Origin of the sequence: Sodalinema gerasimenkoae IPPAS B-353, from assembly GCF_009846485.1 — a bacterium.
Classification (GTDB): domain Bacteria; phylum Cyanobacteriota; class Cyanobacteriia; order Cyanobacteriales; family Geitlerinemataceae; genus Sodalinema; species Sodalinema gerasimenkoae.
Window position 1 is genome coordinate 57,322 of the sequence record NZ_ML776472.1, and the last position, 20,612, is coordinate 77,933.

16 protein-coding genes are annotated in these 20,612 nt (G+C 52.8%); 6 read left to right on the forward strand and 10 right to left on the reverse strand.

Annotated features, from left to right (window positions below):
* Positions 1-274 precede the first annotated feature (274 nt).
* On the forward strand, positions 275-658 hold the full coding sequence (locus L855_RS00260; protein ID WP_159783073.1) for a hypothetical protein: 384 nt from the start codon (positions 275-277) through the stop codon (positions 656-658).
* Here the strand turns inward: L855_RS00260 and galE are convergent.
* Together galE and L855_RS00270 are read right to left on the reverse strand one after the other, a co-directional pair.
* Positions 655-1,680 carry a UDP-glucose 4-epimerase GalE gene (gene galE / locus L855_RS00265; RefSeq protein WP_425500536.1) on the reverse strand — a complete coding sequence of 342 codons (1,026 nt, stop codon included), beginning with the start codon at positions 1,678-1,680 and terminating at the stop codon, positions 655-657. The two genes, L855_RS00260 and galE, sit on opposite strands and share 4 nt — an antisense overlap.
* Before the next feature lie 50 nt (positions 1,681-1,730).
* Positions 1,731-3,851, reverse strand: a complete 2,121-nt coding sequence (locus L855_RS00270; RefSeq protein WP_159783077.1) for a serine/threonine-protein kinase — start codon at positions 3,849-3,851, stop codon at positions 1,731-1,733.
* A gap of 303 nt (positions 3,852-4,154) precedes the next feature.
* On the opposite strand from L855_RS00270, the gene L855_RS00275 reads away from it, so the two are divergent.
* Together L855_RS00275 and L855_RS00280 are read left to right on the forward strand one after the other, a co-directional pair.
* Positions 4,155-4,925, forward strand: coding sequence for an HAD family hydrolase (locus L855_RS00275; protein WP_159783079.1), 771 nt, complete (start codon positions 4,155-4,157; stop codon positions 4,923-4,925).
* Between the two features lie 26 nt (positions 4,926-4,951).
* Positions 4,952-6,049 (forward strand): alkene reductase, encoded by a 1,098-nt coding sequence (locus L855_RS00280; RefSeq protein WP_159783081.1) that lies wholly within the window; start codon positions 4,952-4,954, stop codon positions 6,047-6,049.
* 5 nt (positions 6,050-6,054) lie between these two features.
* On the opposite strand, the gene L855_RS00285 is transcribed toward L855_RS00280, so the two are convergent.
* Both L855_RS00285 and L855_RS00290 read right to left on the reverse strand, forming a co-directional pair.
* Positions 6,055-8,223: a ComEC/Rec2 family competence protein gene (locus tag L855_RS00285; RefSeq protein WP_159783083.1), complete on the reverse strand. Its 2,169-nt coding sequence runs from the start codon at positions 8,221-8,223 to the stop codon at positions 6,055-6,057.
* Between the two features lie 144 nt (positions 8,224-8,367).
* Positions 8,368-8,880 carry a DUF4079 domain-containing protein gene (locus L855_RS00290; RefSeq protein ID WP_246198659.1) on the reverse strand — a complete coding sequence of 171 codons (513 nt, stop codon included), beginning with the start codon at positions 8,878-8,880 and terminating at the stop codon, positions 8,368-8,370.
* A gap of 126 nt (positions 8,881-9,006) precedes the next feature.
* Here L855_RS00290 and msrP point away from each other — a divergent pair, with 126 nt between their 5' ends.
* The 3 genes from msrP to L855_RS00305 all read left to right on the forward strand — a co-directional run bounded on the left by msrP (position 9,007) and on the right by L855_RS00305 (position 11,525).
* Entirely contained in the window at positions 9,007-9,993 is a 987-nt protein-coding gene (gene msrP / locus L855_RS00295) for a protein-methionine-sulfoxide reductase catalytic subunit MsrP (protein ID WP_159783085.1), read from the forward strand.
* 76 nt (positions 9,994-10,069) lie between these two features.
* A complete protein-coding gene (locus L855_RS00300) occupies positions 10,070-11,029 on the forward strand; it encodes a 3'(2'),5'-bisphosphate nucleotidase (RefSeq protein WP_159783087.1) in 960 nt (319 codons plus the stop codon).
* Between the two features lie 190 nt (positions 11,030-11,219).
* Entirely contained in the window at positions 11,220-11,525 is a 306-nt protein-coding gene (locus L855_RS00305) for a hypothetical protein (protein ID WP_246198660.1), read from the forward strand.
* A gap of 209 nt (positions 11,526-11,734) precedes the next feature.
* Here the strand turns inward: L855_RS00305 and L855_RS00310 are convergent, their stop codons facing one another.
* The 6 genes from L855_RS00310 to L855_RS21070 all read right to left on the reverse strand — a co-directional run bounded on the left by L855_RS00310 (position 11,735) and on the right by L855_RS21070 (position 20,541).
* A complete protein-coding gene (locus tag L855_RS00310) occupies positions 11,735-14,071 on the reverse strand; it encodes a CHAT domain-containing protein (RefSeq protein ID WP_219729833.1) in 2,337 nt (778 codons plus the stop codon).
* A gap of 32 nt (positions 14,072-14,103) precedes the next feature.
* Positions 14,104-14,880, reverse strand: a complete 777-nt coding sequence (locus tag L855_RS00315) for a lipoate--protein ligase family protein (RefSeq protein ID WP_246198662.1) — start codon at positions 14,878-14,880, stop codon at positions 14,104-14,106.
* A complete protein-coding gene (locus tag L855_RS00320) occupies positions 14,881-15,336 on the reverse strand; it encodes a YbjN domain-containing protein (RefSeq protein WP_159790877.1) in 456 nt (151 codons plus the stop codon). It abuts the gene before it with no gap.
* A gap of 125 nt (positions 15,337-15,461) precedes the next feature.
* A complete protein-coding gene (locus tag L855_RS00325) occupies positions 15,462-16,520 on the reverse strand; it encodes a class I SAM-dependent methyltransferase (protein WP_159783093.1) in 1,059 nt (352 codons plus the stop codon).
* 377 nt (positions 16,521-16,897) lie between these two features.
* A complete protein-coding gene (gene typA, locus L855_RS00330; RefSeq protein ID WP_159783095.1) occupies positions 16,898-18,688 on the reverse strand; it encodes a translational GTPase TypA in 1,791 nt (596 codons plus the stop codon).
* 263 nt (positions 18,689-18,951) lie between these two features.
* Positions 18,952-20,541 carry a TPM domain-containing protein gene (locus L855_RS21070; RefSeq protein ID WP_246198663.1) on the reverse strand — a complete coding sequence of 530 codons (1,590 nt, stop codon included), beginning with the start codon at positions 20,539-20,541 and terminating at the stop codon, positions 18,952-18,954.
* Positions 20,542-20,612: the final 71 nt, after the last annotated feature.

The following is a 20,612-nucleotide window of genomic DNA, read 5'->3' on the forward strand; positions in this document are numbered from 1 at the left end:
GGGTTTACCCCAATGTAAACCCTTAAGTTGGAATGACTATTTTGGTTGAAAAATTCCAACATGAATGTTGATCACGATCGCACCCCCAAGCGACGGCGATCGCTGCGGGAACTGTTGACGATCGCATCAAGTCATAGATCCTAATCATGGAAATCTTCCGTATTCTTGGGCACACTAGATGTATAGACCAATAGTCGGTCATTAGATCGGTCGTCTGGGCATTGTATGAAACCGCCCTGGAAGACCCCATCCATCCAACCGAGGACCCCACACCATGCGTTCTGAACCCAGTTCCTACAGTTCCAACGACCGGGCATTAACCCAAACCCTCCACGGAACCCTGCTACGATACTTCTGCGATGCCTTTGATGGCATGGTGGCTCGACAGCTCGCCGATTGTCAATTTGGCTTTGCCCCCAGCCCCGTAGGAGAGCCAACCTTCTTCATCGTTGCCCCCAGTCGTGAGGAGATTGAAGTCCTCAGCGGTCACGTAGATCACCTTCTCAACAAAGTTGCCGATTTGATGCCCGGAATGCGGAAACTGGCTCTATGTTGCCAACCCGCCGCCCCGCAACCCCGGTCAAATCCTGGATTTCTCTGTGGTCGCGTCTTTTCCGTACCGCAAATTGAGCTGGACACTGACTCAGATGAGGTTTAACCATGACGTTTCTGATGCCATTGCCAAGCATGACGGACAATATCCCCTAACTCCGGATATTGGGGAGTCCAACCTAACGTTTGACGAGCCTTATCACTACTCCCCACTAAAATGGGGGAGTCTCCCGCACGGCGATCGGCAATCTTAACGGGAATCTTGCGCCCGGTTACCTCAGTCGCCACATCAATCACATCTTTAACGGAAAAGCCATTGCCATTTCCCAGGTTAAACGCCTGAGAATTGCCGCCACCCATTAAGTATTCCAATCCCAAAACATGTGCCTGTGCTAAGTCACAGACATGGATGTAGTCGCGAACACAGGTTCCGTCGGGGGTATCGTAGTCCGTCCCGAAGATGGCGATCGACTCACGCCGGCCCAACGCCGCCTGAAGCACTAGGGGAATTAAGTGCGTTTCAGGATGATGATCTTCCCCCAGTCGAGCTTGAGGGTCTGCACCGGCTGCATTAAAGTAGCGGAAACAGACTGATTTGAGACCATAGGCCGTATCAAAGTCTGCCAGAATTTGTTCCACCATCAACTTGCTGAAGCCATAGGGATTGATAGGAAGCTGAGGATGGTCTTCCGTTAGGGGCATAAACTGGGGAATCCCATAGGTGGCACAGGTGGAGGAAAAGACCAAATGCTGCACCCCCGCCGCCTGCATCGCTTCGAGGAGGGTTAAGGTTCCCACCACATTGTTGTGGTAGTATTTCGCCGGATCTGTTACCGACTCCCCCACAAAGATATAGGCGGCAAAGTGCATGACCGCCGCAATGGTGTGATGGGCAAAGAGATCATCGAGGAGGGGGCGATCGCAGGTATCCCCGAGAATAAACTCAACATCTAACACCTCCTCAACTAAATCCCGATGTCCATAGACGAGATTATCGAGGATGATAACGGCATAGCCCGCCGCCTTGAGAGCTAGAACCGCATGGGAGCCAATATATCCAGCTCCGCCCGTGACGAGAATGGTGGGTTTGCTTGAAGACACAATCGTTGACCTAAAAACCTTTGACATTCTCTCTCCAGAATAGGAGCAAATTCCGGAATTTGACGAAAGTTAGCGACTTATTGATGCCAGCACCAAATTTTGATGGTTTTATCCCAACTCCCCGAGACAATCGCCCGACTCCGTTGAGCGACGGCAATTCCATGGACGGCCCCCATATGTCCCGAGAGGGTCTCAGAGACACGGCGATCGCGAATACTCCAAATTTTGATGGTTTTGTCACTACTGGCTGACACCAACATATCCTGATGCAGACCAAACGCCACATCATTCACATCCCAAAGATGATTGGCCAAAGTACAAACATCGGCCCCCGACTGGAGATCCCACACCTTAATGGTGCGATCCTTGCTGCCACTGGCCAAAAACTGATTATCAGCAGAAATTGCCACCGATAACACCGATCCTAAGTGGCCCGTCAGGGTATGCACCAACTGGCGATCGCTCAGACTCCAGACATAAATCTTATTGTCCAAGCCGCCACTGACTAACCACTGTCCATCGGGAGAGAGGGCGATCGCCTTAATACTGCCCGAGGGGGTTCGTAAGACGCCGCTACTCTCACTTTGACCCGGTTTCCAGATCTGAAGGGTGCGATCCTTACTGCCACTAATTAAATAAGAGCCATCTCCTGAGAACGCCAAGGAGGTCACCCCCCGTAAATGTCCTCCCAGACTATCGAGGAGTTCTCCCGTCTGTAAATTCCATAACTTCACCGTGGCATCATCCCCCCCACTGGCCAGAACCTTACCATCGGGACTAATGGCCACCGCATTCACCGGACGACGATGGCGATCGAGGGCATACTCCAGTTGCCCAGTCTGCAAATTCCAGACAAACACCGTATTATCTAAGCCACCGCCGACAATCCAGGGTAAGGCAGGCTGACGGGCATTATTGGAGAGGGGTTTATTTACCGATAATCGTTCGTGAATCGCCACACAACTGACCAACGAGGTCAACGCCGGCAATGTGTAGGCACAATGCCAGCCTCGCGTTTTCGGCAGGGGCGGCCGGTGAGAAATAGGGGTCACATCCTGAAAGCGACTACTAGAGGTGGGAAAGACGCGCCCTGAGGGAACCGGCGTCATGGATGGGGGTTTCGGTGGCAGGGGGGGCATGGAACGTCGAGAAGACTCAGAGGAGGGAGGCTCAATGTTCGTCCGAGGGAGAGAGGCGTTCGTGGGCTTTGTTTGGGGGGCAGAGACGGGAGCATAGTCAGAACCGGGCGCCATGGCCGTTTTGCGCTTTTTCGTCTGACGGCGGTTGGTGGGGGGTTTAGTGTTGGGGGTTTTAAAATCGCGGATAATTTCATCCACCGATTGATAGCGATCGCTCAATCGCTCCTGCGTCATTTTGTCCAAGATTGCCCCCAACCGAGGACTCACAGTCATCTCGTGTTCGGCCAACTTCTCCCGCCAAAGCCAACCTTGCATCGGGTCAAATAAGACATCCGGGCGAGTATTCGTCAGCAGTTGCAGGCAGCTTACCCCAAGACTATAAATATCACTGGCCGGATAGGCCTGACCACTGCGTAACTGCTCTAGGGGAGCATAGCCCATGGTTCCCACCTTGGTGCCAGGTTCCGCTAGAGCGGTTTTAGTTAACTGCTTCGAGACGCCAAAGTCAATTAACATCAGCTTGCCATCCCGATTGCGTCGCAGAATGTTCACCGGCGTGATGTCCCGATGGATGACATTATTTTGATGCACATACCGTAATACCGGCAGCAGTTGCACTAAAATCTCCCGAATTTTCGTTTCCCTGAAGGCTCCTAAACGCTCCATCTCATGCCAAAGGGTCTGGCCATCTACATATTCCTGCACCAGGTAAAGCCGTCCCTCTTCTTCAAAAAAGGCGAATAGGGTAGGAATGTGGGGATGTTCTCCCAATTTGGAGAGTTGGGTGGCTTCTTGATAGAACAGGGAAATCGTTTTGTCATAGCTGCCCTCGGTGACATCGGTTCCAGTATCCTGGGGCAGGAGTTGTTTGATTACGCAGAAGGTATTGAGACGATCTTCATCCACCGCAATATAGGTTCGGCCAAATCCTCCCCTGGCTAGCGGTTTGGTTGGACGATACCGCCCCCGGAGTTTGAGGCGGGAACCACAGGTAACACAGTGACTGGCATCATCTGTATTTCGGGGTTGCGAGCAGTTGGGATTGAGGCAGAAGATCATGATGGTGCACGCGGGGACGGGTTGGCGAGTCCGGGTCTATTTTCCATTGTCTCCGATTAACCCGCAACTGTCCTGTTTTTTTATGGAGATTCGGCTGGCGATCGCCTCAGCAACCCTTCGCGTACCCAACTCAGAAGCCTCTTGCCAGAAGAGGGCGACCACGGTTCGGCTATCGCTCACCGACCACAAGGGTACGCCCCTACGTCTTTTCTCTTGCCTCTTGCCTATAGACTCGGGATCGCCGCGATGGGGGAGTCGGAGTGCTAAAATCCAGCCAATTAGCTTAACCTACTCGACGACGCGATGAAATCAACCCTTTTTGCTCTAGACTTTGACGGTGTTCTTTGCAATGGCCTGATTGAATATTTCCAAACCGCCTGGCGAGCCTACTGTCAAGTTTGGTCCCCCAGTCAAACGACCCCCCCGGAGGATCTCGCGACCAGTTTTTATCGCCTGCGTCCAGTGGTGGAAACGGGGTGGGAAATGCCTGTTGTTCTGCGATCGCGCCTGTTGGGCTATTCTGAACAGCAGATTTTAGAGGATTGGCGAGAGGTCTGTCAGACGGTAGTTGAAGATGAACAGCTTAACCCCAGTGAACTGGCCAATGCTGTGGATGGGGTTCGCGATCGCTGGATTCGCGAAAATGTGGATAACTGGTTGAGTCTGCACCGCTTTTATCCGGGAGTCATTGAGCAGTTACATCATTTGCAAACTGCTGAGATTCCCTGGGTTATTATTACCACGAAAGAGGGGCGTTTTGTTCGCGCACTTTTGGCTGGACAAGGGATTGAATTTCAGCGAAATCAGTTGTTTGGCAAAGAGGTCAAACTGCCGAAGCATGAAATTCTAAGCCGACTGCTCAATGAAACCCCATATTCTGAAATTATCTTTATCGAAGATAGACTCAATACTCTCTACTCCGTTGCTGAGCATGAAGACTTAAATGCTGTTAAACTTTATTTAGCAGATTGGGGCTATAATACAGAATCAATGCGAAACATGGCTAAACATGATGAGCGAATTACGGTGATTTCTCTTCAGCAATTTGAAGCCTTGATTGTCAATCAAAACTAAGCCATTTTTCTCGAACCCTAAAACCTATGTCAAGCAAGCTTTTATCCGAATTAAATCTGAACGGATTGCCCTTAAAAAACCGTGTCGTGATGGCATCGTTGACGCGATCGCGCGCTGGAGTTGAGCGAAAGGCCAACCCCCTCATGGCTGAATATTATCAGCAACGAGCCTCAGCCGGGTTAATCCTCAGCGAAGCCACCGTTATCTCCCGTCAAGGCATCGGTTGGCAACAATCCCCAGGGATGTATAGCGCGGAACAGGCCCAAGCCTGGAAACAGGTCGTCGATGCCGTTCACGAACAGGGAACCCCCATCTTCCTGCAACTCTGGCATTGTGGCCGCGCCTCCCATAGTGAGTTTCACCCCGAGTTAGGCTTACCCGTGGCCCCCTCGGCGATCGCCATTACTGGAGATAGCATTCATACCCCTAACGGCAAGCAAGCCTACGAAATCCCTCGCGCCCTAGAGACGGAAGACATTCCCCAAATTGTAGCCGACTATCGTCAAGCCGCCGAGTATGCTAAACAAGCGGGATTTGATGGGGTCGAAGTTCATGCCGCCAACGGCTATCTCATCGACCAATTTTTACAGTCTAAAACCAATCATCGCCAGGATAACTATGGAGGCAGCCTAGAAAATCGCTATCGTTTCTTACAAGAGATTTTAGAGGCCGTTACGACAGTTTATCCCGGAAATCGAGTCGGCGTTAAACTCTCCCCCAATGGCAACTTTAACGATGTTGGCTCCCCCGATTACCGAGAGACATTTCTCTATGTCGCCCAACAACTCAACGCCTATCATTTAGCGTATCTGCAAGTAGTCGATGGCTTAGACTTTGGCTTTCATGACTTGGGCGAACCGATGACCCTCGCGGAGTTTCGTGCTGTCTTCCGGGGGCCATTGATGGGCAACTGTGGCTACGATCAAGAAACCGCTGAAGCCGCGATCGCCAGAGGAGATGCCGATTGTATTTCCTTTGGGCGACCCTTTATCAGCAATCCTGATTTAGTCGAACGGTTTACCCAGGGTTGGCCCCCCACCCCAGCCGATGATATGTCCGGTTGGTATGCCTTTGATGCCCAAGGCTATACTGACTTTCCCCCCTATCAAGAATCTCAAAACTAAGAGACTTAAGAGAAATCTCGTCGGGAGGGAGTTGTCGGCAACAGTCCCTCTAGCCCCCGTTGAGGGGTCCATTGTACCGCTCCCACCTCCATTAGGTTGAGAACTTGAAGGCCCAACTGGATCATCTGGGCCTGTTGAGTGGGACTCAACGGGGAGGGGATAATCAGTACCTTGGGACGCACTTGAGTCAGTAACTCTAAGTCCAGTTCGCGGCCGAAAAAGACCAGATAGTCCGCCGAACAGAGGCGATCGCGTTGCAGCAACATCTGTTGTTGATCCTCTGAGAGGTTTCCTAGAATCAACCAGGTGCGATCGCCCGCCTGCACGCACAAAATGGGCGGTCGGTTGGACTGACTCTGAATCTGTATTCCCTCCTGAGTCAGTTCCATTCCTGGGGCTAGGAAGGTTCCCCCATCGGCCCCCGCCAATCCCACATCCGAGAGACGATAGAGTTCGCGAGGAGTCACCCGATCTAAGAGGAGATCCCAGCCTTCCCCCACCGACGAGGTGGCGATCGCCGCCTGTAAACGGCCCACCCCCTCCTGTTGCAGAAAGGGTAAAACCGCATAACGGGTAATCTGAGGATCGCCCCCCGAGATTAGACTGGTTTGCCAACCCTGTTGCAGGGCGATCGCCGGTTCCCCCCTCGTCGCCAAAACCGTCACCCGCAACAGATTCGCCTTAGCCAACGTTCCCGGAAGCAACAGCAGCAACAGCCCTAGCATTGTAGCCACCCCATACAGGCCTATCCGATAACGAGGGCGGAAATGATGCAACCCCCAAACCCCAGCCATCAAAGCATATAGCCCTAAAACTTGCCACAGTTGCAACGGTTGAACCACGATCGCCCCCTGAGGAAGTTGCCCAATCCAACTCACCAATCCCAATAAACCCCGAACCGGATAGCCCAAACTCCAGGCTAAAATTGCCCCCAATTCTGGAACAATCAGGGCGGCGATCGCACTGACAAAGCCTCCCAACGTCACCACCACCAAAAACGGTGTTGCCAAAACATTGGCCAAAATACTATAGGTGGGCATTTGTCCAAACACCCCCAACTGCAACGGTAACGTCCAAATCATCGCCGCCAGCGGAACCGCCAACATGGGCGACAATCTCGGCGGACACCAATCCAGACGTTTCACCAACGCCGGAACCGTCACCAACAAACCCAACGTCGCTAAAAAACTCAACTGAAAGCCCAACTCCTCAATCCAAAGTGGGTTCAGCAGCAGTAACAACACCGCCGCCAGCAACAACGCCCCCAGAGGATTTACCCGTCGTTCCAAGGCCAACCCCAACAAACTCGCCCCACCCATCAGGGCCGCCCGTAACACCGACGGTTGAAAGCCCACCAAACCCACATACACCAACAGCGTTAGGAGTCCCAGGAGTAGTTTCGGGCGATCGCCCCAGCGGCGGCCAATCCCCAACACCGCCCCCAAAATCAGAGAAACATGAAACCCCGACGCTGCCAAGACATGGGCCAACCCCACATCAATAAAGCGATCGCGAATCTCATGGGGTAAACTCACCGCCTGTCGCCCCAAAACCATGGCACTCACCAAGGGCCCCTGGGGAACCCCGAGGCCCTGTTCATGGGTTCTGACAATGCGATCGCGCAAACGCCACCAACCCCAGTCAGATGTCTCCATTGCTGGGTCTCTATGGACGATATCCGCCCGCAATCCTGCAAAAATGCCTTGTCGCGCCAAAAACTCCCGAAAGTCGAATCCCGTGGGATTTCGCGGCGCTTGGGGTTCATAAAGCCAGCCCGTCAAACGCAGATGGCGGCCAGGATGTATCCCCTCAGCCATCTCCGGGGACACCGTCACATAGAGTTGTCCAGAGACAGGTTCCGGTCGGGATATCTCAGCCACATCCCCATCCAACTCAGCCTCCAGCAGGTCATCAGCCGCCAAGACAAACCGCAGTCGGTCATTACGGTTCAGCGTCGGTTGAGTCACCACCCGTCCGCGAACCGTCACCTCTCGATTAGCATATCGGGCCACATCATCCGCCGCCGGTTGAGGAATCACCGCTTGCAGATACACCGTAGCTAAAAATCCCACCACCCCGGCCACAAACCAAACCCCACCCCGGGGGCCTTTACGCCAGACACGAGGCATCGCCAGGGCCAAAACTCCCGCCGCCAGCAGCCAGACATAAGCCATCCCCGGCACTCTCGCCAGAGAGACACCGAGGAGATATGCCAAACAGAGAATAACACTTGAGGTTCGATGCACTCGACTCCCAAAACGTTAACGCGAGATCAGGGGGAATACGATTAGCATAGCCGCTCCCCCGACCCTTCAGGACTAAATCGACAGGCCCAAGCGAATCCCAAGAATCGCGTGAACCACCAACAAGACCATCAAGCTACTGCCAATATAAGCGTGAACGAGGCGTAAATTAGCGGTTCCCCAAAACCCCTTAAAGGAGGTAAGACTCTGCAACACCAGTAACGCCACCACCATGGAACCAGTCCAAAAGTGGGGACTTTCCAGAATCGGCTGCTGTTGCATTACCAGGGAGAGAACCCCACCGGTATAGCCCAACATCATGAAAAACGCCATGAATTTGGAGATTTTACTATGGATGGAGCGGTTTTTCTGAGACTCTTCTTTATCTTCAGCTAAGCGGCCTTTCCAGCCGGTTAACGCCGTGGCACTCCCCATGGCCACAGCCACAATCCCCATCATCACAGGATGGCCCCAATGGGTGATGGGGGCAGGGATATTCAAACTACGAAACTGAGCGGCAATGGGTTCTAACAGGTCGCTGACCTGCTCACCCAGGGCGCTGGCTAATGTCATGTCAAAGGGTATCATTGAGGTGTTCTCCGAGTGTTCCTCCGTAATTTTAAGGCAGTCTGCCCTGAAGCGTTAAGAGAAAGGCCCTATTGCCTACTGCCTACTGCCTGTTCCCCATTCCCTGTTCCCCGTTCCCTCCCCAACGTGTTTATTAATATCCCCAAACCCTGGACCCTTCCCGCCTCCCATGTGACCTCTGAGAACGTTTTTTGGCATCGTCGCCGCTTTCTCAAGAGTGCGATCGCCGCCTCAGTGGGGGTGAGTACCCTCGGCTTGAGTGGCTGTCGTAGTTCCGGGAACTCAGACCTCGATTCCCTGGCGGGGACAAGATCCTTAAAGCCCTTATCTCGCAATCCTCAGTTTACCGCCGCCGAGTTGGGCGATCGCGCTGTCACCTCCCGTAGGTTAACGGCCGAATACAATAACTTCTATGAATTTGGGGGCAACAAATCTATCTGGAAAGCGGCCCAGGCCCTCCCGACAGACTCCTGGAAGGTCGAGGTAGGGGGACTGGTCAAAAACCCGCAAACTTACGATCTCGATGACTTAAAACGCAAGTTTCCCATAGAAGAGCGCATTTATCGCTTTCGCTGTGTGGAGGCTTGGTCAATGGTGGTTCCCTGGGCCGGTTTTCCCATGCGGTTACTCTTAGAGGACGTGGACCCCCTCAGCAACGCCAAATTTGTCCGCTTCACCTCCTACTATGATTCCGAAGTGGTTCCGGGTCCGGGTTGGCGACCCAATTCCCTGCCTTGGCCCTATACCGAGGGCTTAACCGTTGAGGAGATGGCCAATGACCTGGCCTTTTTCGCCACCGGGGCCTATGGGGAAACTCTCCCCAAACAAAATGGTGCCCCGATTCGTATGGTGATTCCTTGGAAATACGGCTTTAAGGGGGCCAAGTCGATTGTCAAAATTGACTTTGTTGAAGAACAGCCCACAACCTACTGGAATAGCCTCATCCCCAATGAATATGGCTTTGTGGCCAACGTGAATCCTGATAAACCCCATCCGCGCTGGTCTCAAGCCCAAGAACGCCTGGTGAGTCGGGGGCCGTCCTTCTCATGGGAGACGGTTCCCACCCTCCATTACAATGGCTATGGCGAATTTGTGGCTCATCTCTATGGCTGATGGGGATGGGGATTCGGCCATGGTCTCACATGATCATTCACGTGATCACTAATCTCTACACCCTCTATCTTTATTTATGGCTTACGAACAGGAAAAACAAGTGGCGATGCAAGCCACCCTTGCCGCCGCTAAACTCTGTCAGCGCGTCCGTCAGGATATTCCCTCGGCGATGGAGAAATCCGATAAAAGCCCGGTAACCGTCGCCGATTATGGGGCCCAAGCCCTCGTGTGTAAGGCCTTGGGGGAAGCGTTTCCCAATGATCCCATTGTCGGGGAAGAAGACGCCACGGCCCTGCGATCGCCCGAGTATGAAACCTCCCGCCAGAAGGTGGTTTCCTATGTGCGGGAGATTGAAGCCAAGGCCGGCGAAGCGGAGATTCTCAACTGGATCGATCTCGGAAATGGTCAGGTGGCCTCTCGTTTTTGGACCTTAGACCCCATTGATGGAACCAAAGGCTTTTTGCGTCAGGATCAATATGCGATCGCCCTGGCCCTGATTGAAGACGGAGAGGTGAAAGTCGGGGTTATGGTCTGTCCGGCCCTGAGTCTGACCACCGATGACCCCGGAACCCTGTTTGTCGCGGTTCGCGGCCAAGGCAGTGAGATGATGGCCATTACCCAAGGGGATTTGAAGCCGATTCACGTCTGCGGTGTGGATGAGGTGAGTACGCTGCGAGTGGTCGAAAGTGTTGAGGCCAGCCACGGAAACCCAGCACAACAGCAAAAACTCTTAGACGCCGTGGGGATTACGACTCCCTCGCTACATATGGACTCCCAAGCTAAGTATGGAGTGGTGGCGGCCGGAGATGCGGCCCTATATCTGCGGCTTCCCTCTGCCGACCGCCCCGATTATCGTGAGAATATCTGGGATCACGCGGCGGGGGCAATTGTTGTCGAAGAAGCGGGGGGCCGTGTCAGTGATATGTATGGTCAAACCCTCGATTTTAGCCGTGATGTAAAATTGCGGGACACGCGGGGGGTGATTGTCAGTAATGGCATTATCCATGACCGGGTTCTGGAGGCGTTAAAGAGTTAATCACTAATCACGAATTATTTAGCCTCCGGGGACTCTCAAGGGGTCTGAAACTGCTCCCGGCTGGCTTTTGTTTCTGTTTACCCCTCTCATCTGAGGGGTATTTTTGCGACGTTATGTTTCTTTTCGGTGTTTAAGTTACGAAGTTGGACGGGAAACGTTACAATTAGAGGCGATCCGTTTTATCCCTTTCATGACTTTTGGAATGGCAGACTCGATTACATCTTCAACAGATTTGGGAAGTCAAGCACTCTCAGAGACTCTATCCGGCGACTCTCGTGTTAACGAACTCCGCAATTTGGTAGAAAGTTTACATATTGCCGACGAAATTGCGGCAAAGTCCTATCTCGTCAGCAGCTCAGAACTGGCTGCGTTAATTGATATCAACCCCAGTGCTGTCACCAGTCGTGGTGACCATTGGGTGTGGCGTAACTGGGTCGTATCAAGGGTTCGCCGGGAAGGTAACCAAATTCTTTGGCAACTTGAACGGGTGGACTAAGTCCCTCAATTACACGTAGTTATACCGAGACTGAATCAGGAGAAATGCCTCCGATTCAGTTTTTTTATGTTTTTTTTACTCCCTAAGTAAAACCACAAAAACTTCCTACGAAATTTTACTTAAGTGTTTATCAAACTACTTAAATCGGCTTTTCCAACGGAGTTAAACCGATTTTCATCGGTTTTCCTATCAACATTTAGGAGATTGAATTAGGGTTGTCCTAACTGTTGCCAAGAGGCGATCGCCTCAGGAGTCCAGAGCCAGTTTCTGCCGAGGTAACTGGCTTGAAAGCCCTCAGGATCTTGCTGTAAGACCAGGGTATGTAGGTCTTGAGCTTGTTGTTGTCGCTCCTGGCGACGGCTTCCGGTGAGTCCTTGGGCTTGACGGTCATAGGTTAAGGCCAGCCCTGCATAGGCATGAGTTCTTAATTTCGATGGAGTCATGCCCCCGAGGGCTTCCTCATCGGGGGGACTGTTAGCCTCCAGGCGGGCGATCGCCCCCTCGAACTGATTAACCGCCGCTGTCAGGTTGTCCTCGGCGTAAAAGACAAAGCCTAAAGCCAGGGAATAGAGAGGAGAGTCGGGATCTTGTTGAGCGGCGGCTTGCCAGAAACGGCGGCTATCATCGAGGCTGTAGAGATCATCCCCCACTTGGATTCTCTGCCAGGTGAGCCTACCTTTAAGAAATAGGATTTCTGGGCGATCGAGATCGCGGGTGGGAACTACGGCTAAGGCCGCCTCCGCACTGTTGAGAGCATTACGATTACCGGCCAATAGGTCTGCAACGAGGGGCGTTCCCATCTCGATGTTGCCCGCGCCGAGTTCCTGAATGGCCATGGCCGTTAGCTCATTATTGGGGAGAGGCGGGTCGTCTGTTGCGTTCTGAGGCAATTCTGAGAGAGGGGGAGGGGTGGCGGGGTCTGGCTCAGGGACGTGATCGCGCAATCCCCAAATCATGCCCCCGAATCCCAGGACGAGCACCGCCACGACACCGGCGACAACCGGTAAGGGATAAGTTGGCCGTTTCGAGGTCTCTTCGGAGGCAGGGTTTTTAGGTCGAGCTGGGGATTCAGAAACGGGTTGTTGAGATGGGGTTGAGGGAGGGGCTGGTGTTTGTTGAGTCGGATGTTGCGTGGGATTGTCTTGATCCTGACCCAGAGTTTCGAGCATTTCTTGCACAAACGCCGCATCCTCCGCCGTTCCTGGCTCAATATCCTCTAGAGTGCCTAAGCCGCGATCGCCCCCCGCGACGGCCTCACGTCCCTCTAGACCATCCATTTCCCCTAAGGTGTCATCATCGAGGCGATCACCCAAAGGGGAGGGAGACGCCCCAGTTCCTGGCCAGGCCTCGGGGGGCCGCAACCACAAAGGGGGATCATCCGCACCCCGAGTTTCCTCCCCAGTCCGTTGGATGAGATAGCCATCAAACTTAGGATGAAGATAGAGAATTGGCAGGGACCAATAGAGTTGATGGGAACTATAGGCAGAAATCAAACCCTGACGGGCCCGACTGACACTGAGGTCAATGGGAACCGCCCCACGGGTTAAATTCCGGTAAAACAGCCGGGTTAGGGTTAAGGCCACCTCATCAGGAATGCGCTCGGCCATGGCCAACACCGCCGGAATCCCCCGCTTGACTAAGGCCGCTGCCAGATGTCGTTCTCCTGCCTGTTGCAGTCCTCCGGGACTATGAGCGCCCCTACAGGAGTTTAATAGCACCAGTTGAATGCCATTGTTGGCCAGCAGGCCCGCTAAATCATCACCGCTGAGGGTTTCCGTTAACCCCGTCGTTTGATTGACTAGGTAGACATTGCCCCCGGTTGCCCCGGAACTACTATGGCCCGCGTAGTGAAAGACATGATAATGGCCATGTTCGAGGGCTTGGGTGAGTCGGGCGCGATCAGGTTGCCGGAGAATTTCGACCTGGGTGGGGACTTGGGGAACCCGGCCCTGACTGTACAGTTGCCGTAACTCTGCTTCGAGTTCTTCGGCTTCACGGGTTAACTCCAAATTGGCGCGATCGCCTGGGGCGGCGATGGCCATTAACACTCGCAGCGGTTGATGGGGTTCTAAAGGTTTGGCAATGGTGGGAGGGGCTAGGCCATTGGTGGCTGGCTGATAGCGGGAAAAGAGAACATTGGTTCCCGTCGCCAGGGGATAATCTCCATCATGGAGAACTTCCCAGGGCAAACTGGGTAAGCGATTGCCCTTGAGGCCAAGGCGCAGCCGTAGAGGTTGCTGGTGATTTTGGGCGATCGCCTGGGCCATCATCCAGCTATCGCGCATATCCCCACAAAATAGGGCATCGTATAACTCTTGCCCCAGGGCCGCCAAATTGGCCAACATGGGCGAGGGGGCTGTCTCTTGTTGCGTTAACAGGCCTGACACCGGATCATTCATCAACCGCTGGGCTTGCTGCATCCAGCGATCGAGGTTCCACACCGTTTGTTCCTCCGCCAGAGGAACACCCGGTTCGACCCGTTCGGTGCGCAGTAAATACTCATCGACGCCAACGGGGGTTACGGAGACCTGAAATTCCTGAGTCACGATGTACGCGCTTATAGTGTGCCTTGTTGTCTCTATCTTAGTCCTTCGCCCCGAGTCCATGATTGCTCAGGGTCCACTCTCCAAGCTGTCGCCCTAGCGTTAATCGCTGCCATTTCCTCGGGGGAGAAGGGTTGTACGGTAAAGGTCACCCCAAACCAGTCTTGGGCGGCTTGGGTTAGGGTCGTTGCAACGCGGCGAGGGGAGAGAGATTCCGGGAGATGGGGTGCTTCAACCTGGGGGCCAAAAAATTGGGCCTGTAAATGCTGATTAGGGCATAGGCGTATTGAGCCATGTTGCAGAACTGTCTCCTTGCGCCAGAGTTGGGCACTGCCGATTAGTTTCTCTCCGGTTGGGGTAACCAAATCCGCCGCCGTGGCCGTCGCAAAACAATTGGGATTGTGGCCCGAGGGGGGGCGATCGCCAAACCCTAAGGGGACTCCCAATTCCTGCCATCCCAACTGCAAAAAGCCACAGAGTTGACGATAGACCCCCTCTCGACGACCATGCCAGCCGGAAGACACCAGACTATAGGTTAAATCCCCATCATGCAACACGGCCCGTCCCCCTGTAGGCCGCCGCACCCAGGGGATAGCCTGTCCCTGCCAGGTGATCTCGGGCCAATGACGGGGATAGCGGCGTTGATGATAGCCCAAGGAGAGAGTGGGAGAAGACCAGGTATAGAAGCGTAGGCTGGGGGGAGTCAGTCCCTGGCGATGTTGCTCTAATAGCCAAGCATCTGCCGCCATTTGGAACCCTCCTGGGGCATCCAGGAGGGGAATCAACCGCCAGCAACCGTTTGATGAGGTCACTTAGGAGGCGCCGTATTTCTCCTGCAAGTCCTCATCGTTATCGTCGGCGAGGGTGGCTACCACCGTAATTGCCCGAGAAATTTCACTCGGGTTTAAGTCAGCCACGGTCCGGGATGATAACACCACCACCTGATCATCCACAATGGCAAACCGGGACTCGAAGGTTCCCCCCCAGTTCATTTGTAATAAGTTGCGCATTAAGCCCGCTTCATCGGTGGCAGGAAGTTTTAACACTGGGGACCAGACGGTAAATGTATCTTCTTCAGTTTTCCCGGTCAGTTGTACGAACACTTCAACACTGCCATACTTAAACTTCCAGGCATAGGCATCATCCTCATGGCCCACCATGGCTTTTTGGTCTTGGGCCAAGCTAGAAATCACCGTCTCAATTTCCTGGGCATAGTTCACGACATCATTTTCCCCCGTCCAGTCGTCGGTGGCGATATTGTCTTGCATCGTCTCTTGTTCTGTGGTCACGCTAGGTACCTCACAATCTCAGTTGCCAAACCCACTCTATCGCTTCTTTTTGGCAATTGACCAGGGACTCGGGGCTTGTCCCGTTGTCCCAGCCCAGATTTGCCCTAGGCCGGCTTCTGGGCCACCCAGTATTTACTCATGAAGTGCATTTGTGTGGCAATCTCCACAAAGCCGGCCGTTTGCAAGCGAGCGGTCATGTCATCTTCACTGTAGCTACGATGATAGGGTTCGTGAAAGGTTGTCTGGAAGTTATGGAGGAGAGGATTGAGTTCGGGGTCGTCATCCTTCTGAAGGGAATCGCAAATAATGAAGGTTCCCCCCGGTTTCAGGACTCGATAACATTGGTCAATCACGTTCTGACGCGCAGGCCCTGGGAGTTCATGGAAGGTGAAGACGCAGGACACCCCATGGAACTGTTCATCCCGGTAGGGGAGATCTTCGGCGTTGGCTTGGCACAGTTGGGGGAGTTCGCCGGGGAGTTGCGACAGGAGTTGATTGGCTTTACGCAAATAGGCGGGGGATAAGTCGGTGCCGAATAGGGCCGCTTTGGGTAAGAGCGATCGCAAGAAACGCAACGTCCGTCCGGTTCCCGTTGCCACATCCAACACCCGAATTTGACTGGGGGGAACCTCTGCAAAGTGGCTTAATCCCTGTTTGAGGGGGGCTAAAATACGGCGACGCATGGCGTCAGCGGCCCCGTTAAAGAGAATATCGACTTGTACGTCGTAGAGGTTGGCGGACAAGTCGCTGAGATAGCCGTCGGTTTGGTGGTGGAAGTTTTGCCGATAGTATTTTGGGTAGTCGTTAAGGTCGATTTGGGCGTCGAAGGATTGATATTGTTTGTTGCGGATTCGGTCCCAAATTTGGGGTAAATCGAGCCAAATAAGGGGATAGTATTGGAAAAAGTCACCCCAAGGGTTATCAAAGAGGGTTTCAACGGGATAAATCCCTTTTTCGGCATCCTTCCAGTCGGTTTCGATGACTTGATTGAGGCTGCTATAGATGCGATCGACCAGTTGTCGGGAGACGGGAAAGGTCTCATGATCCCGCTTGCCAACCGCCAGTTGTGCCAGTTGCGTACTGAGGGTTTTATGGGCAACTCCGAAGTAGCTTTTGCCCTGTTGGAAGGTTTGGTAGGCCAGTTTCGTCAGCGTGTCTGTCATAATGGCGCGTCCCTAAGGAGCCAAAAATCATTCAATATTATGAATAAATGTAACAATTGTTAGGCGGGGGAGCAAGGGGGGAAAAGAAGGCAGTAGGCAGTAGGGGGGAAAAGGCAATAGGCAAAAGAAAAGACGTAGGGGCAATCCCTTGTGGTCGGTGAGCGATAGCCGAACCGTGGTTGCCCTAGGCAGTAGGCAGTAGGGGGGAGAAGGCAATAGGCAATAAGAAAAGGTGCATCGATAAAACTTTCATCAATGCACCTGAGTTTTTTTGTTTGTTGTACAAACCAAACAGGACAACACAAAAAGACTAAAAGATTGCCAATCAAGGCTTCTTGAGTTGTCAACTGTCCATTATCAATTGTCTATTGTTTGGTTTAGCGGCGGGCTAATTTTTTGGCGGACATCTTGCGTAGACGAATCGACTCGGGAGTGACCTCTACGAGTTCGTCGGCGCCGATGTATTCCAAGGCCCGTTCCAGACTCATTTCTACGGGAGATTGAAGCTGAACCAACTCGTCACCACTGGCGGCCCGGTGGTTGGTCAACTGCTTGGTTTTGCAGACGTTCAACTCTAAGTCTTGGGGACGGTTGTTTTCACCGATAATCATACCCTTATAGACCTTGGTTCCGGGTTCAATAAAGAACACACCTCGGTCTTCGGCGTTTTTCAGGGCGTAGAAGGTAGCGACTCCTTCCTCAAAGGAGGTGAGGACTCCGTTACGGCGGGTTTCTACGTCGCCTGAGAGACGACGATATTCCAAGAAACTATGGTTCATGATGCCGTCGCCGCGAGTGATGCGCACGAAATCTCCCCGGAAGCCAATTAAACCTCGGGCGGGGATGACAAACTCTAACTGAGACCGGCCGGCGGTCATGCGCATATCCTGCATTTCCCCTTTGCGTTCGCCGATGCGTTCCATACAACCGCCGACAGCATCCTCGGGAACGTCGAGAACTAGGAGTTCAAAGGGTTCGTAGGGTTGTCCGTTGACTTCCCGATAAATCACTTGGGGTTGGGAGACTTGGAACTCGTAGCCTTCCCGACGCATGGTTTCGATGAGAATCCCTAGGTGTAACTCACCCCGTCCGGAGACGGCGAATTTGTCGGGGGAGTCGGTGGGTTCGACGCGCAGGGCCACGTTGGTCTCTAATTCTCGCATCAGGCGATCGCGCAGTTGGCGAGAGGTGACAAATTGCCCCTCTTGACCGGCGAAGGGAGAATCGTTGACCAAAAAGGTCATTTGCAGGGTGGGTTCGTCCACCTTAATTAGAGGCAGGGCCTGGGGTTCGTCAGGACAGGCGATGGTTTCGCCAATGTTGGCATCGGCAAAGCCAGATACGGCCACAATCATCCCGGCGGTGGCTTCTTCGAGTTCAACTCGGGCTAAGCCTTCAAAGCCCATCAATTTGGTGATTTTGCCTTTGACGACCTTCTCTCCTTCTTGCAGAAGAATGGCCTGTTGTCCGGCTTTGATAGTTCCGTTGTGAATCCGACCGATGACAATGCGACCGAGGTAGTCGGAGTAGTCGAGGGTGGTGACTTGCAGTTGCAGGGGTTTGTTGGGGTCACCGATGGGTGGGGGAACGTGACCGAGGATAGCCTCAAACAGAGGCTGCATGTCTTTGTCTTCGTCGTCGAGGTTGTCTTTGGCGAAACCGCCGAGGCCTGAGGCGAAGAGATAGGGGAAGTCGCATTGGTCGTCGTCGGCCCCGAGGTCGATGAACAAGTCCAGGACTTTATCGACGGCGACATGGGGGTCAGCTTGGCCGCGATCAATTTTGTTGACGACGACGATGGGACGCAGGCCTTTTTCGAGGGCTTTTTTGAGGACGAAGCGGGTTTGAGGCATGGGGCCTTCGTTGGCATCCACAATCAGGATACAGCCGTCCACCATGCCCAGGACTCGTTCGACTTCTCCGCCGAAGTCGGCGTGGCCGGGGGTGTCTACGATGTTGATGAGGGTGTCTTTGTAGTGAACGGCGGTATTTTTGGAGAGGATGGTGATTCCCCGTTCCCGTTCTAGGTCATTGGAGTCCATCACACAGTCCGGAACGTCTTCTCCTTCGCGGAAGATGCCGGATTGTTTGAGGAGTGCGTCAACCAGGGTCGTTTTGCCGTGGTCGACGTGGGCGATAATTGCAACGTTGCGAATTGGGAGAGACATAAAGAAGCGTCCAGACGGTGCGCTGTTAAAAAATTGACAGATTTCTTAACAATTGTAGCGGATCGACGGGCGATCGCCGGGGAAAAATTCCTTAAAATACCCAGCGCTGCTGAGGGGAGGGGTTAGCCTGCGGATTGGCGTTAGCCCTCATGGAGACGATGGACAATGTCTTGGTTGGGTGAGATGAATCGCGCCCTTTTTATAGACCGGGGTTGCAATCATGATTTCGGGGACAGGGAAGGCAAAACAAGCAATCGTGGATATCAATTGCTACTACAACCACCGCCACCGCTAGCGCCACCACAACCACCGCCACTGCTAGCGCCACCACAACCACCGCCACCACTAGCGCCCCCCCCAAAGCTGCCATAACCACCGCTAGCGACACTACTAGCGCCACTACTAGCGCCACCACTAGCGCCACCACTAGCGCTACCACCGTAATTGATACTGTAAACGCCATTGTAGCTGTGGCTACCTGATTGGAGTCCTAGCTTAGGAAGCAACTCCCGCTCCTCCCGATGGTAACCACAGACACCACAGGTATGGGTTATTAGCAATTCACCATGATCGTCATGGGTGGCGTTGCGAACGACGCTAGAATTCCAAGTTAGGGCAAATTGACCACAAACTGGACATTTCTTAACCTCTGTTGGTTCTAAAACATGAGTTTGCAAATGAAACTGCTTCAGCGGCTTGGCGTCACAATTTGGACAGTGAAATCCATAAAAGGTGACAAGTCCCAGATGTTGGGCTTTACGCTGATTTTCAGTGAGTAGCTGCTTTAGCACATCATCATCAAGGCGTTTCATGACGCTTTGACAAGTTTGACATTTGAACCGAGTGTTAGTACTCACTCTGCCAGTTTTATTGTTGATATTCATCTTCACCACAAAGGCAGATATTCCTGAGATAACTGCTACCATTATCATCAAATACAATATATTGAAGTTAATGATTGATGGAACCATTAATATAACCAAAAAGGGCATCCAAAGCCTTATTTTGGAAAATTTTGCTTGTGTATAAACTATTCCAAAGACCCCGAAAAATACCATCGAAACAACAAGCTTTGAGTAGGGGTTGATAATGAAGTAGCTCAAGGTCAGGAAGCTGAGCAAAAATCCCACACAACCAGCTATGTTTTTTGCATAATCGGGAACTCGTTCGAACTCACGAAGCTTGTCAACTAGGGTATTTTTGAGCAACAGCGATTCTCCGTGAGGCTTAAGAACTAAGAAAGTTTTGATTCTCTTAAATACGACGATCGCCACGCTGGTAGCCAAAACTAGCATAGCCACCGAAATCCACCAGATTCGGGCAAAGAAGGAGTTGGCTAAAAAAGTTCTATCTGGAGAAACTTGAGCGATCGCCGAGGTACTAAAGTCTTCTTGCATTAACCGTTCCACAAAAGCTTGGGTCCCCGCCAATGTGCCTTGGTCAAAGTTGTCATCTCGGAAATTGGGCACAACTTCAGTTCCTACAATTTCCCTAACCTCAGAATCTGGGAGAATTGGCTCGACGCCATAACCGGTTTCAATTTCCACCCGGCGATCGCCCACAGAACTTAGGAATAACAGCCCATTATCGATATCTGCTTTACCAATTCCCCAGTGATTAAATAGGCGAGTTGCAAATTCTTTGGGGGTGGCTGTCGAGTTCGTATTCGGAACCGTCACTACCGCGATTTCTGCTCCATTGTGGGCTTCGAGTTGCGAAATCAGGCGATTGAGTTCTTGTTTTGTCTCCTCACTGAGAATTCCCGCCATATCCGTGACCCAACCGCCATACTCCTGCTGGGGATTGGGAACCTCCTGCACCGTTAATCCCTGACTCACTGCAGGCCACAGCATCAGAGAAATCCCCAACAGAAAGCTAAAAAAGCGAGTTAGGGGCTTTTGAATTTTGCCCCTAAATTTTATAA